Consider the following 13907-nt stretch of genomic DNA (forward strand, 5'->3'; position numbering starts at 1 on the left):
ATTAATAGTACATTTATACCATTAAATTATAGATGTAAAAAAAGAAACGGATGTTATAAAGGTAAAACAAGTAGCTAAAAATGATACTTTTTAGTATTGAAATAAAAGTATAAATACTGAACTACTGCCCAAAAACAAAAATAATGCCAGAAAGCCCAGAATTTACTCATGTTGAAAAACCAACTATTGATCAACTCATCAGCATGGGTTGGCATTATCTGGAAGGTAACTGGAACGACCCTCAAGTTACCGAACGAGAAAACTTCAAGCAAGTTCTACTGACAGAGCGCCTCAAAGCTGCTATCAAACGTATCAACCTGGATGACAACGGTAATCCCTGGCTTGATGATCTTCAAGTTCAAACCGCAGTTAGTCAGTTAGAACGCCTGGGTGCAAATAGATTAATGGAAGCTAACCAAGCCGCCACAGAATTACTACTCAAAGGCACTACAGTTTTAGAGCAAGATGGTAAACAGCATACGGTACATTTTATTGAATTTGACCCTGAACATTGCGATCGCAACAATTTTTTAGCCATCAATCAATACCGAGTAGACCCGCCTTGGGCAACAGGTAATCGGGGGTTTATAGTCACAGACATGGTACTACTTGTTAACGGCATTCCTTTAGTAGTGATTGAATGCAAAAGTCCCAATCTAGATAACCCGATAACTGAAGCAATTCAAGACTTATTGAAATATTCCAACCAACGGGGTAGCAGTCAACCAGAAGGCGCTGAAAGATTATTCCACTACAACCTGCTGATGATAGCAGCATCGAGAGGACGGGCAACAGCCGGAACCATCAGCGCAAATTATGAACATTATGTTGATTGGAAAGATACCATTCCCAGCCTCCAAGCGGAAATTGCCGCACAATTAGGTGCTTCTGAATTGAATTCTCGCCAAACCCTCATCGCCGGGATGTTGAAACCAGCTAATCTTATCGACATCCTGCATAATTTCACCTTATTTAAAACTAGCGGCGATCGCACCATTAAAATAGTTCCCCGTTACCAGCAATATCGCGCAGTATACAAAGCATTGCACCGACTCCAACACAACCAAACCCGCGCCCAACATGGCACAGATGACCAACGCGGTGGTATTATCTGGCATACCCAAGGTTCAGGTAAAAGCCTGACAATGGTTTACTTAATTCGGAAAATTCGCACCATCCCAGAATTACGCCGCTTTAAAATTGTGGTTGTCACTGACCGCCGAGACTTAGAAACACAACTTGCAGATACCGCCATCCTCACTGGGGAACCATTACAAAAAGCTAAAAAGGTCAAAAAGCTAGAACAATACTTGCAACAACCAGGCGCTGGCTTAGTCTTCGGGATGATTCAGAAATTTAAAAGTGGCGAAGATTCTGAGGAAGAAGCAGAAATTGAACCAATTCCGAAAAACCTCAATCCTTCCAAAAATATCCTAGTGCTAATTGACGAAGCACACCGTTCTCACGCCAAAACCCTCCACACCAATTTATTAGAAGCTTTACCTAACTGTGTCCGTATCGGCTTTACTGGCACACCCATTGTCAAAGCTGCCAAAAAAACCACGCTGCAAATTTTCGGTTCATTTATCGATGAATACAATATCCGCCAATCCCAAGCAGATAAAGTCACTTTGCCCATTGTCTACGAAGGATTAGAAGCTAGAGGTACTATTACTCAAGGTGATGACCTCGACCAACTTTTTGAAATTATCTTTGCTGATAAAACTCCAGAAGAACGGGCGCAAATTAAAGCTAAGTATGCGACTAAAACCCAAGTTGGCGAAGCACGAGAACTAATTAAAGCCAAAGCTAAAAGTATGCTGCGTCATTATATTGAGCGCATTTTAGCAGGAGGCTTTAAGGCACAAGTAGTCGCCTCTACCCGTCTCGCCGCAGTCCGTTACCAAGAGGGATTTGTGGAAGCGCAACGGGAAATAGTACAGCAGCTAGAACACCGCGCCCCCATTCTGCAAAGTCTCGATACTGAGGCTTTAGAATCTCTTGATGCCGAAAATCGTTTTTTTGCTCAAGCACTCCCTCATCTTGAAACTATACGCAAGCTAGAATTTGCTGCTGTCATCTCTGGCGATAAAGGAGATTATCCAAGCTGGAAAAAGTGGACAGATAAAAGTCAACAAGAAATTAATATTGAGAAATTTAAAAAGTCTTTAGACCAAGATAGTTTAGCGATTTTAATCGTCAAAAATATGCTATTAACGGGTTTTGATGCACCGTTAGAACAAGCCCTATATTTAGACAGGTCACTAAAAGAATACGAATTGCTGCAAGCGATCGCTCGTGTTAACCGAGTGTATAATGATAAAAAAACAGAAGGGTTAGTAGTCGATTATTACGGTGTTGATATCGCTACTGCACTCTCAGTTTACGAGAATGTTGATACAGAATTAGCCTGGTTTGATATTCGTGCAGAATTGCCAAAATTGCGCGACAGACACCAGCGAGTTATTGCTCTATTTACTAAAAATGGCTGCACAATTGATGATGTAGATGCTTGTGTAGACTTGCTCCTAGATGAACGGCTCAGAGTTGAATTTAATGAATATTTCCAAGATTTCCTCAACACTCTTGATACAATACTGCCGCGTTCAGAAGCACGTCAACTCTATAATTTTGTTCGAGATGCCAAAAAACTTGGCTTTATTAAAAAAGCTGTTGCTGACCTCTACAGAGATGAAAAACTGAACATCATTAGCGCCAAAGAGAAAGTTAGGGCATTAATAGACCAATATATTGAATCGCAAGGTATTGACCCAAAAGTGCCACCGATTGATATCATGTCATTGGATTTTAAAATCCATGTCCAGCGCCATCGCTCAATTAAAGCACAAGCCGCAGAAATGGAATTCGCTGCTCGTCACCATATCAGCGTAAATTATGAAGAAGACCCAGTTTACTACAAAAATTTAAGTGAAAAACTCACAGAAATCCTTGAATCTTTGGCTGATAACTGGGAAGAAAAAGTTGAAGCGTTGCGGAAGTACATCGAACAAATCCAAGCTGGCCGTACTACAGATGAGACTGGATTAGATCCTAAAACTCAAATGCCATTTCTCAATATTTTAGGTGAATATTCCCAAAAACAACTCCCCGAACTTGCTCAAACAACTGTGGAAATTGTCGAACATATCCGCGAAGAAGTACGACGGGTAAATTGGGGTAGCCAAATAGTCCAAGAAGATTTGAGAAGGTGGATAGCAGGTTACTTGGATGAGCGCGATTTAGTAAGTTACGACCAACTAGAAGAAGTTGCGGATAAATTAGTCCAACTAGCTAGGAGAAATCGTGATAGTTTAATGGTATGACAAGCATAACCTTTGGCGACCTGAGTTTTGAAATTCGCCACAGTTCTAAACGCTGTACCGTAGGTATTACCGTTGAACGTGACGGTCAATTAGTCTTAGCTTCTCCCCCAGAAGTGCCAATAGAAACATTAGAAAAAATTGTCAGCGAGAAACGTTACTGGATTTATAGCAAACTTTTAAAAAAAGAGTCATTAAATCCAACCGTCAGCATTAAAGAATACGTATCAGGTGAAGGTTTTTACTATTTAGGACGCAGCTATCGCCTCAAAATAGTAGAGCTTGAACAACAGCCATCTCTAAGACTATATCAAAGCCGCTTTGAGTTACAGCGCCCAGCACAAGCTCAAGGACGAGAACACTTTATTCAGTGGTATCGGGAACACCTTCAACCAATTGTAGAACAACAAATTGCCACACTGATTAAACGAGTCACTACTTCACCTAATTCAGTGCAAGTACGTGAGTTAGGGAATCGTTGGGGTTCTTGCGGACACAAAGGGGATTTATATTTTCACTGGCGAGTAGCAATGCTACCACGAGCGATGATTGAGTATTTGGCAGTTCATGAACTGGTGCATCTAATTGAACCGCATCACAGCAATGCATTTTGGCATAGGGTGGAGCGGATTGTGCCAGATTATCTTGAGCGGAAGCAGTGGTTAGCTGAGAATGGGGCAATTTATAACCTTTAGAAATATGTGAAATGATAGGAGCGATCGCATTTAGACGAAGTTGAAAAAATGTGTCAAGTTTCTACAGATTTTTGATAATTTCTCATTTCTGTAAATCTCATAAAACACCTCTGGCAATGTCCATCTATCCACAAAGCTGGAATTTTAAACCTTGCACCACAGTTAGGACATTCTGAAAGCAAGCTTAACTTGTGGCGATCGCATCCCAGTGTCACCTTCAACTGCCACTCAATTTTGTGACAAGGCGACTCGATATAACAAGCAGCACATAACCGAATAGGCTCCATTTTCATTCCCACCCCAGCAGGTGGTAACATCTGCACTAACCTATCGACATCAATCCCCACTACAACAGCCAATGCTTCCAACTGCTGGCTAGCAGGAAGGGGATTAAAGCGAAACTTTTCCCAGCGTGCGATCGCACCCCCAAGTCCTGCGGCTTTACCTAACCCAGTAGGGGTTAAATCATTTGCCTGTCGAAAGCGTCCCAAAAAATGACTCAGGCTTTCTCCTTGATATGGTTGAACTCTAAACAGCCAAGGCTTAATATTTTCCACTTCCATCATTTGTACTCAGCAGCTACTTCCTTCAAAGTTTCCAAGTCAATTTTTTGCAGTCCCTTTTTTAAAGCCCGAATTGCAGTCTCTCGGAGAATCATATCCATCAAACCGATATAACCTCCAGTTGCTTCCCCTAACGTCTTCAACATCGTTTTACTCGAAAGGTTGGAAGCAACTGGCAATTTCAGTATTTGTTTCTCCCAAATATCCACCGTTCGCTTAAAATCTTCCCCTGACATCTTTCCAAAACGGTGACAAGACCGAAAACGGTTATAAACCTGCTCATCGCGCTTAATCACTGCATCTAAGCGGTCAGTTCCTACCAAAATCACTGCTATTTCCAACCTGTCAAAAATATCACGCACTTCAGCAAAAGTTTTCGGCTTAAAGCGATCGGCTTCATCAATAATCAACATCTCCACTCCGCAACCTTTAAGAACCCGCAGTGTTCTATCTCGAATTTCTGCCACTGTTCCTTTAGTTACCTGATATTTCAAATGCTCCATAATTACCCCAAAGAATTCCTTAGCACCGCACTCCTGAGGAATTTGGATATAAGCCACAGGTACAGTTGGAGGTTTTCCTGCAACTTGAGAGGGTTTATTCCTAAGCCTATAGGCATCACAACCCATTGTTTTTCCCGTTCTCGACTCACCTACCACACGCCCAGATTGTCTTGATTGCCGCTTTCCTTCCAACCAATCATGCAGAATTTGCACTTGTTCAAGTGGGACAAAACCTTTACGATTTAATCGTTGAATCTCCGTCTGTAATTTTTCACTATTAACGGGAATATCACCCAATTGTTGAGCGACTGCTTGAGCTTCTTTTGAAGTCATTTTCTAAAATCCGTAATCTTCACGCATTTGTTCGTAATCAAAAACTTCCGGCATCTCTGGCTCAGGTTCGCTATCAATAGATACTGCCTCTACTGATGACTCTGGCTCAACAGGTATAAGTTGTTTAGATTTTTTGACCTCAGCCTGTTCTACTTTCTGACGCTCTTTTTTAGTTTTCTTTTGAGTTTGGAATGTTTCGCGTTCTCTAACTTCAGCTAAAATTGAGCGATTGTTCACAGCCTTACCCGCTTCTCTGACCTTACGGCTGCTAGCTTTTGCCTCATCTAGAGATAGTTCCTCTGTCTGCAAATCTTGAGCATACGCACGAGCAAGAAATACCTCTTTATTCCCTTCTGTGCGGTAAACCAAAATCGTTGTGATATCTCTGGGGTCATATCGCAACACAACACTTTCCCCCGCGTAACCAGCTAAGAGTTCACCTCGATACATCAAGTTTTCAAATTGCAGATATCCCCCGCGTTGAATTTGTCGCCGTGTTTGCTTCATTAAGCAAATATCCAAATCCCTCTCGGAAAGTAAATCAGGGGAAGCAATTAAACCAGATTCCCAACGTTGAAATCTTGTCTGGTCGCCCATTCGAGCGTCAAGTCGCTGGTTATAGTTATCAACGATGTAACGCACCAACATTTGCTCTAATTGCCGCAACGTTAAGCAAGCTTCTTTCTCAGCTTCCTCTGGTCGCTCTTGAACGTTTGAACCTGTGTATCCTTGTAAAGTTGAGAATAATTCTGTGTTTAGAGTTTTAAATGGACGTTCGACACTACCACCTTCAGATGGGCGATCGCGCAAATGACAAACAAATCCCAACTGGACTCCTATTTGCTGTAAATGGTTTGAACGAAAATCTATACCCCCATCCGTATAAAAGTGTTGCGGCAAACCAGAAGTACCCCATTCTTCGTGAAGTCCATATTCTGAACCATATTGTTTGGGCAAAATTGCATGACGTAGCGCCAAAGCTAGAACCTGAGAACTTGGTGCATCGTAGCCCAAGTTAATCCCCATAATACAGCGCGAATAACTATCAATAACCGTTGTTAACCAAGGACGGCTAAGAATTTTGCCATGCTGATCTACTAATAAAACATCAACACGGGTATGGTCACATTGCCAAACTTGGTTACTATGTTCTATCTGTAAATCTTTTCCGTCGCGGGTTTTAACTGATAAGCGCGAACCACGCCAACCCGGACTGCGAATACTTTTAGCTTGTTCAATTTTATCTATTAACGGTTGTAAAATTCGGTAAACCGTCATGTGGGAAGGAGGCTTAACTCCCAGTTGATTAGCCTTTGCCTTGGCTCTGATAAATACCTGTTGGCGAGTCATCCTTTTACTTCCCTTATTACCCTCCCTATAAGTATTCAAAATAAACTCTTGCCAGTTTTCATCAACTCGGTGCTTCCCTTTATCCAGGCGTTGATTTTGCGCCAGTCCAGCCAAACCCTCCTGTTCCCATTTCTCTACTAGCCGTCGTACTGTACGTACTGACTTACCAAGTTTTTCTGCCGCTTCCTTGAGCTTTTGAGTATATGTAGTGCGATCGCTATTTTCTAAAAGACTTTGAATCACCTCCATTTTCAGCAAAGCTTCATCTGAAAGTTTAGAAACTATAACGTTTGCTTCAGCAAGATCGTTACTAACATCTGCGGAGGTTGCCCAAGTTGTAGAAGATTCTGTATTCTGCATACTATGTTTTATCAAAACATGGTTGTATTATACTAATATGTTGACAAATAATTTGTTAATTTATGCAAAACCATTATTTTCCAGGTTTCTGGGAAGTGACAATTAAAATGCGAAATTTCAGCTATTTGACATTTAATTTATTAATGCTGATTTGGAGGGGTATTACTGTCTTCAATAGCAAAACCCCTGATATAATCCTTGCCATATCAGGGGTTTAGGTATTTTGAAGTTTATGACAATATTTTGTTAAATTGACAAATAATTAGTTAATGTACAACCTTTGTAAGACTCACCACATCATCGAAAGGTTATGTCAACTGCGTAGGCGTAGCCCAACCTAGGCATCGCTAACTAAAATCTGTTTGTACAAAGCACGAACCATTACCCGGACAAATATTGGCAAAGACATTACAGCTATTTTTACAGGTAAATAGACCACGCGGTAGGGGCACAGCATTGCTGTGCCCCTACGACAGATGTGGTTCAAATACTTGAATTCTGCTGTAATTTTTCATTTCCTTGAAGATAAAAAATTAAAAATTTTTTAAAATTCTCATCTGACTCCAGGCGATCGCAAAGGATGCAAAGATAAAGATAAAAAAGTAATATTGTTCTGCCAGTCTAACGTAGTAGGATTGTTCAAGTGAAAGGGTACACCTTGCGGGACGAGTAGCCATCGATCGCTAGCAGGCACCCTAAAATGAGAACAAAAGACGATTCCTAAAACAAGCACACTCCATGCGTATTTCTCTAAATTGGCTGCGCGAACTAGTAGAGATAAAACTTAGTCCAGAAGAATTAGCCGAAACCCTGACAATGGCGGGGTTTGAAGTTGAAGATATTGAAGATCGCCGCACTTGGGCAAATGGCGTGGTTATCGGGAAAGTGCTTGAGCGTCAACCCCATCCCAACGCCGATAAATTGAGTGTTTGCCAAGTAGATATCGGTGCTGATGAGACTTTAAATATTGTCTGTGGTGCTGCCAATGTGAAGGCAGACATATATGTGCCAGTGGCAACTACGGGTACTTACTTACCCAACATCGATTTAAAAATTAAACCTGCGAAACTGCGTGGTGTCGCATCTCAGGGGATGATTTGTTCTTTAAAAGAACTCGGTTTGCCCACTGATGTAGACGGAATTCATATTTTTACCCAGGAAAATTTACCATTGGGTAGTGACGTGCGTCCGTTGTTGGGTCTAGATGATGTAATTTTAGACCTTACCGCAACAGCTAATCGCGCTGATGCTCTGAGTATGGTAGGCGTAGCACGGGAAGTAGCAGCTTTAACAGATGGAAAGTTGAGCATTCCTGAACCTAGTGAAGTCTCTATTATCAAAAGTAAAGGAAATTTAGCTTTAAAAATTGCCGATACCCAAGCTTGTCCTGCATACATTGGTACGGTAATTGAACAAGTCAAAATTGCTCCATCTCCCGAATGGTTGCAACAACGTTTACGGGCTGCTGGAGTACGTCCCATAAGTAATGTTGTGGATATTACTAACTACGTTTTGTTGGAATGGGGACAACCACTACACGCCTTTGATTGCGATCGCCTACAATCTGTTGCAGATGGTGAAAATTTAACAATTGGCGTTCGTTTCGCCACTCCTGGAGAATCCCTCAAAACCCTGGATGGACAAACTCGCACCCTATCAACCCAAAATTTGTTAATTACTGCTAACGACAAACCCGTTGCATTAGCGGGAGTCATGGGTGGAGAAGAAACTGAAGTCCATCAAGGGACTAAAAGTCTAGTTTTAGAAGCAGCTTTATTTGATTCTGTGTCAATTCGCCGTTCTTCCCGCAGTGCAGGCTTAAGAAGTGAAGCTTCTGGCAGATATGAACGGGGAGTTAACCGGGCTGAGTTGGAAATAGCTAATCGCCGCGCCTTATCCTTAATTAGCGAATTAGCTAGTGGAATTCTAGTCCAGCAGGAAATTGCCGACACCCGCCCCCATCCTTCTACCTGGAGTCGTTCTATCGCACTGCGTTTAGACCGAGTTAATCAGATATTGGGGCCAATCGATTTGGAAGAGGACACAGGTGAACTCCAAGAACAAGATGTTGAGCGCATCCTGACTGCATTAGGATGTCAGTTGACTCCTTCAGGCAATGTCCCAGGAGAAGATAGCACCCATCAACCCACATGGTCAGTTTCTGTCCCACCCTATCGTTACCGCGACTTAGAGCGAGAAATCGATTTAATTGAAGAAATCGCCCGTCTCTATGGTTACAACAGATTCTGTGATACTTTACCAGAAAAATCGGAAGGTGGTTATCTGCCTTTAGACGAGGAACTGATTCGTAAGTTACGGGCTTTCTTCCGGGCTGAAGGTTTGACAGAATTAATTCACTATTCTTTAGTCAAACCAGGAGAAGACAGACCGATAGTACTGTCAAACCCCTTATTTGTCGAATATTCAGCGCTAAGAACCGATTTGATATCTGGGTTGATTGACGCCTTTCAATACAATTTAGAGCAAGGTAATGGTGCCCTTAACGGCTTTGAAATCGGGCAAATTTTCTGGCGCGAAGAAGACGGTTTGCAAGAAACAGAAGCCCTTGCTGGGATTGTGGGAGGCGATCGCTCTCTAGGCAAATGGGCAAAAAATGGACGCGAACAACCCATCACCTGGTTTGAAGCCAAAGGCATTTTAGAAAGTGTATTTCAGCAACTTGGCTTGGAAATCGAATTTCAACCCGATCGCCGCGACGATCGCTTACATCCAGGACGCACCGCTTCTCTGTGGATTCAGGGTAACAGACTGGGTATTTTTGGGCAACTCCATCCCCAATTGCGACGAGAAAAAGGCTTACCAGAGTCCGTTTATGTTTTCCAGTTGGATTTAGATGTGCTTTTAGATTCTCTAGGACAAGATGAAATCCTCGTCCCAACATTCCAGCCCTATTCTACCTATCCAGCTAGCGATCGCGACATCGCCTTTTTTGCACCCGTGAAAATCTCAGTTGCCGAAATTCAAAAAGTAATTACCAAAGCTGGTAAAGATTTACTCGAATCGGTGGAATTATTTGATGAATATCGTGGCGAAAATGTCCCCCAAGGACAGCGAAGTTTAGCATTTCGCTTAATTTATCGGGCTAGCGATCGCACCCTCACCGAGGCAGAAGTTGAACCAGTACACAATAAAGTCCGCGAAGCCTTGGTGGAAAAATTCGGCGTCAATTTGAGAAGTTAGAAACGCGATTAATCGCGTCTGTACAGGAGTTTTTTGGTCTAGTTCCCAGGTTAAACCTGGGAATACTCTATTTGAGACTCTGGTATTAGCTTTGGGATTAGAAGCAGCAGTTTTAGCAGTAGATTAATTGGGGCGATTAGAGTTGTTTGAAACCCTAGATTTAAACATTGAACTACATAAATATAATTGCCTAACCCATTTCACGAAAACCTTGATACACATAGATTTCTCGTAAGGGCATGGCATTGCCATGCCCTTACCAACGTATTGAAATGGTATTACAGCTATTTTCAGGTAAATGAACCATATTTTTGCAATCATGCACTCGTAGCTTCAGACGCAGAGAAGAACGCAAGAGTGTGGTCTAAAAACATGAAACCTGCGGTAAGCTACCCACCGTTAAGTAACTTGATGATTTTATATAGGACTCATATTTGATTTCTGAAAAGATACGTAGGGGAGCCAGTCGCTCAGAGGGGTTTCCCCAAGTGAAGCAACTGGCGTTGTGTAAGCGCCGAGAGTACGGCACCATCTCAAGCTCTTGGTGCGTTACGACGTTCCGTCTAACACACCCTACGAACACTTAGATTTTTTCAAAAATCAAATAGTAATCCTATATATCAGGTGTAGCGATCGCATCTAATAATACTAGTCTCCTTTAGTTCCGCAAGTCAGTGCTTTTATTAAAAAATATGTCTAATTAAATACTTTTATTTTACAGCATCACAATTACAATCCCGTGCGTAGGCTTTGCCCACACTAGTCGCAGCTCTAGCAGCACCAGCAAGTTTTGGCAGATGTTTAAACACAACCTCAGCCGCACCATTAATATTGCTCAATAGTACTTATTTTATAATGTGGTGTAATATTACTCATAAGCAAATAGTAAATTTTCGGTAATCAACCATGATAGAATTTGCCGCTATTACTTCATTGATTAGTAAGTATGCTCCTCAAGCTAGTCAACTAATCATCAAACAAGGTCAAAAAAACGAAGCTGTTAACAAAGTTTTACAGGAATTAAAACTCAATCCTACCCAAATTCCTAATGATATTGATACTGTTTATGTTTACACTTTGGTAAGGTATGGTGTATTTAAGCCAGAAGCAATTTTAAACCTGTTTAGAGAGAGAGTAATTAAAGATTATTTTTGGGATGCTTACAGTTCTAATACTCCCTTTCAATTCGTAAATAATACCAAAAAACATCTAAATAAAAATAGCGAACTAAAAACGCAGATAATTAATGCTAAAATTAACTTTTTGGCTGAATTAGAAGAATTTGGGGAAGCTTTTATTGCAGTTGCTAAACAAACGAAAGCCTCGAAATATCAGCCTTATCCAGATTGGAATCTAGATGTTTATCCCAAAGATTTTAAAGCCTTAATATTTGAAAAAACTCGCTTATTTTGCGGTCGTGATTTTGTTTTCAAGGCCATTCAGAAATTCTTCACAACTCAAAATAAGGGTTATTTTAGTGTGATTGGAGATGCAGGGATGGGTAAAAGTGCCATTGCTGCTAAATACGTTTTAGCTACTAAATTTCCTTGTTATTTTAATGTTTTCGCAGAAGGACGCAACAAACCAGAAAAGTTTTTAGCCAGTATTCGTCAACAATTAATTAAGCGTCATTCTCTCCAAAATGCAGACAATGCTGATTTAAGAACTTTCCTGCAAAAAGCCAGTGAAGAACTAAAAGGACAAAAACTTGTAATCATTGTTGATGCACTAGATGAAGTAGAACAAGAAGGAAATGGGAATCTTTTAGATTTACCACAAAATCTTCTCGATGGAGTTTATTTTTTATTAACTAGAAGACTTTATAATCAAGAAACCAAACGTTTAACTTTGTCTCCAGATACTCCTGTAGATGAATTAGATTTAACAAAAAGTGATTATACAGCTTTGAGTCAGGAAGATGTTAAAGAGTATATTCACTTATTTTTGAAGAATGATTATAACCTGAGAAGTTGGATTAATGAGCGCAATATTTATGAAGATAATTTTACTCAGGAAATAGCTATCAAGAGTGAAAATAATTTTATATATTTGCGCTATTTATTGCCGGGAATCTCTGAAGGTAAATACAATGATTTAACTTTAAAGGGATTACCACAAGGTCTTCAGGACTATTATACGACTCATTGGAATCGGATGGGGATGGATAATGAATCGAATGAAAAGAAGGTAAAAATACTCTATATATTGGTAGAAAGAGGTGAGCCAATATCCATAAACATGATTGCGGAAATTATTGATGAGGATGAATATGAGGTGAAATCGGTGTTAAATGATTGGGTTGAGTATGTAACACCGAAAGTAAATGAAGATGAACAAAAAACTTACTATAGTATTTATCATCGAAGTTTTCTGGAATTTCTCAAAGGCCAAGACAAACTAGGTAAAGGTCGAAAATTGTTTAGAGAAGTTAATAAGAGTATGGCTAATTATATGGCAAAGCAGATGGAATAACATGGGGGAAATTGCCACTAAATTAGCCTCAAAATCAGTAGAATTTCAAAATTTTTTTCTTGGACAATTTCCTAAACAACAATTAAAAGCGGGTAACTCGGAAAAGTATTATCAAACTCTCACAGATTTTGATTTTATTTCTCTGAAAGTTCAATATCCTCAATTTGGAATAGAACCCCTAATTAGGGATTTTTATTTGATTGATGACCCAGAGATATTAAATAGCTTAGAGGAAGAAGAGAAACTAGACCCCGAACAAGTCAAAACACTCCAATTAATTCAACGTGCGCTACAGTTATCAGCCCATGTTTTGAATCAAGACCCCAATCAATTAGTAGGACAATTATGCGGAAGGTTGCAAAGTTTTCCCCAGCCAGAAATTCAGAAAATATTGGCAGATGCAGTAGAAAGTAAAAGTGAAATTCCTCGATTTCGACCCATTACAGCCAGCTTAACCACTCCAGGCGGAAATTTGCTGTGTACCCTGACAGGTCATAACTACTGGGTAAGAGCAGTAGCGATCACCCCAGATGGGAAAAAAGCTGTTTCTGGTTCTTTGGATAAAACGCTGAAGTTGTGGGATTTAGAGACAGGAAAGGAAATCTCTACCCTAACAGGTCATAACGACTCGGTATATGCAGTAGCGATCGCCCCAGATGGCAAAAAAGCTGTTTCTGCTTCTCGTGACAACACGCTGAAACTGTGGGATTTGGAGACAGGAACGCAAATCTTTACCCTGATAGGCCATAACGACTCGGTAACAGCAGTAGCGATCGCCCCAGATGGTAAAAAAGCCGTTTCTGGTTCTTGGGACAACACCCTGAAGTTATGGGATTTAGAGACAGGAACGGAAATCTCGACCCTGAGAGGTCATAACTCCTCGTTAACAGCAGTAGCGATCGCCCCAGATGGTCAAACAGCCATTTCTGGTTCTGGTGACAAGACCCTGAAACTGTGGGATTTGCAGACAGGAAAGGAAATCTCTACCCTGACTGGTCATAACGACTCGGTAAATGCAGTAGCGATCGCCCCAGATGGTCAAACAGCCATTTCTGGTTCTGGTGACAAGACCCTGAAACTGTGGGATTTGCAGACAGGAAAGGAAATCTC

The 13907-nt window shown here is 41.0% G+C and carries 9 protein-coding genes; 5 read left to right on the forward strand and 4 right to left on the reverse strand.

Annotated elements, in window-relative coordinates; genetic code table 11:
- Positions 1–143 precede the first annotated feature (143 nt).
- Entirely contained in the window at positions 144–3323 is a 3180-nt protein-coding gene (locus V7K31_RS23530) for a type I restriction endonuclease subunit R (protein WP_335097217.1), read from the forward strand.
- Positions 3320–4015 carry a M48 family metallopeptidase gene (locus V7K31_RS23535; protein WP_335097218.1) on the forward strand — a complete coding sequence of 232 codons (696 nt, stop codon included), beginning with the start codon at positions 3320–3322 and terminating at the stop codon, positions 4013–4015. The genes V7K31_RS23530 and V7K31_RS23535 overlap by 4 nt, the downstream gene beginning before the upstream one ends.
- Before the next feature lie 53 nt (positions 4016–4068).
- On the opposite strand, the gene V7K31_RS23540 is transcribed toward V7K31_RS23535, so the two are convergent.
- Genes V7K31_RS23540 through V7K31_RS23550 form a run of 3 tightly spaced genes read right to left on the reverse strand, consistent with a single transcriptional unit; the run spans position 4069 to position 7124 of the window.
- Complete coding sequence (locus V7K31_RS23540) at positions 4069–4578, reverse strand: TniQ family protein (RefSeq protein WP_335097233.1); 510 nt, start codon at positions 4576–4578, stop codon at positions 4069–4071.
- Positions 4578–5414 carry a TniB family NTP-binding protein gene (locus V7K31_RS23545; protein WP_335097219.1) on the reverse strand — a complete coding sequence of 279 codons (837 nt, stop codon included), beginning with the start codon at positions 5412–5414 and terminating at the stop codon, positions 4578–4580. Before V7K31_RS23545 ends, V7K31_RS23540 begins: the two co-directional genes overlap by 1 nt.
- 3 nt (positions 5415–5417) lie before the next feature.
- Positions 5418–7124, reverse strand: coding sequence for a Mu transposase C-terminal domain-containing protein (locus tag V7K31_RS23550; RefSeq protein WP_335097220.1), 1707 nt, complete (start codon positions 7122–7124; stop codon positions 5418–5420).
- Between the two features lie 738 nt (positions 7125–7862).
- Between V7K31_RS23550 and pheT the strand changes: the two genes are divergently transcribed.
- Complete coding sequence (gene pheT / locus V7K31_RS23555) at positions 7863–10325, forward strand: phenylalanine--tRNA ligase subunit beta (protein ID WP_335097221.1); 2463 nt, start codon at positions 7863–7865, stop codon at positions 10323–10325.
- A 710-nt stretch (positions 10326–11035) separates the two neighbouring features.
- On the opposite strand, the gene V7K31_RS23560 is transcribed toward pheT, so the two are convergent.
- On the reverse strand, positions 11036–11164 hold the full coding sequence (locus tag V7K31_RS23560) for a hypothetical protein (RefSeq protein WP_335097222.1): 129 nt from the start codon (positions 11162–11164) through the stop codon (positions 11036–11038).
- Between the two features lie 67 nt (positions 11165–11231).
- Here V7K31_RS23560 and V7K31_RS23565 point away from each other — a divergent pair, with 67 nt between their 5' ends.
- Together V7K31_RS23565 and V7K31_RS23570 are read left to right on the forward strand one after the other, a co-directional pair.
- Complete coding sequence (locus V7K31_RS23565) at positions 11232–12797, forward strand: AAA family ATPase (RefSeq protein ID WP_335097223.1); 1566 nt, start codon at positions 11232–11234, stop codon at positions 12795–12797.
- Position 12798: 1 nt separating this feature from the next.
- On the forward strand, positions 12799–13907 hold a 1109-nt coding region (locus tag V7K31_RS23570), incomplete at its 3' end, for a WD40 repeat domain-containing protein (RefSeq protein ID WP_335097225.1).

Origin of the sequence: Nostoc sp. (genome assembly GCF_036917675.1) — a bacterium.
GTDB lineage: Bacteria > Cyanobacteriota > Cyanobacteriia > Cyanobacteriales > Nostocaceae > Nostoc.

What these genes read in the sequence shown, in the direction of transcription:
- V7K31_RS23530 (WP_335097217.1), top strand. Translation starts at nt 144, where the DNA reads ATGCCAGAAAGCCCAGAATTTACTCATGTTGAAAAACCAACTATTGAT.
- V7K31_RS23535 (WP_335097218.1), top strand. Translation starts at nt 3,320, where the DNA reads ATGACAAGCATAACCTTTGGCGACCTGAGTTTTGAAATTCGCCACAGT.
- V7K31_RS23540 (WP_335097233.1), bottom strand. Translation starts at nt 4,578, where the DNA reads ATGGAAGTGGAAAATATTAAGCCTTGGCTGTTTAGAGTTCAACCATAT.
- V7K31_RS23545 (WP_335097219.1), bottom strand. Translation starts at nt 5,414, where the DNA reads ATGACTTCAAAAGAAGCTCAAGCAGTCGCTCAACAATTGGGTGATATT.
- V7K31_RS23550 (WP_335097220.1), bottom strand. Translation starts at nt 7,124, where the DNA reads ATGCAGAATACAGAATCTTCTACAACTTGGGCAACCTCCGCAGATGTT.
- pheT (WP_335097221.1), top strand. Translation starts at nt 7,863, where the DNA reads ATGCGTATTTCTCTAAATTGGCTGCGCGAACTAGTAGAGATAAAACTT.
- V7K31_RS23565 (WP_335097223.1), top strand. Translation starts at nt 11,232, where the DNA reads ATGATAGAATTTGCCGCTATTACTTCATTGATTAGTAAGTATGCTCCT.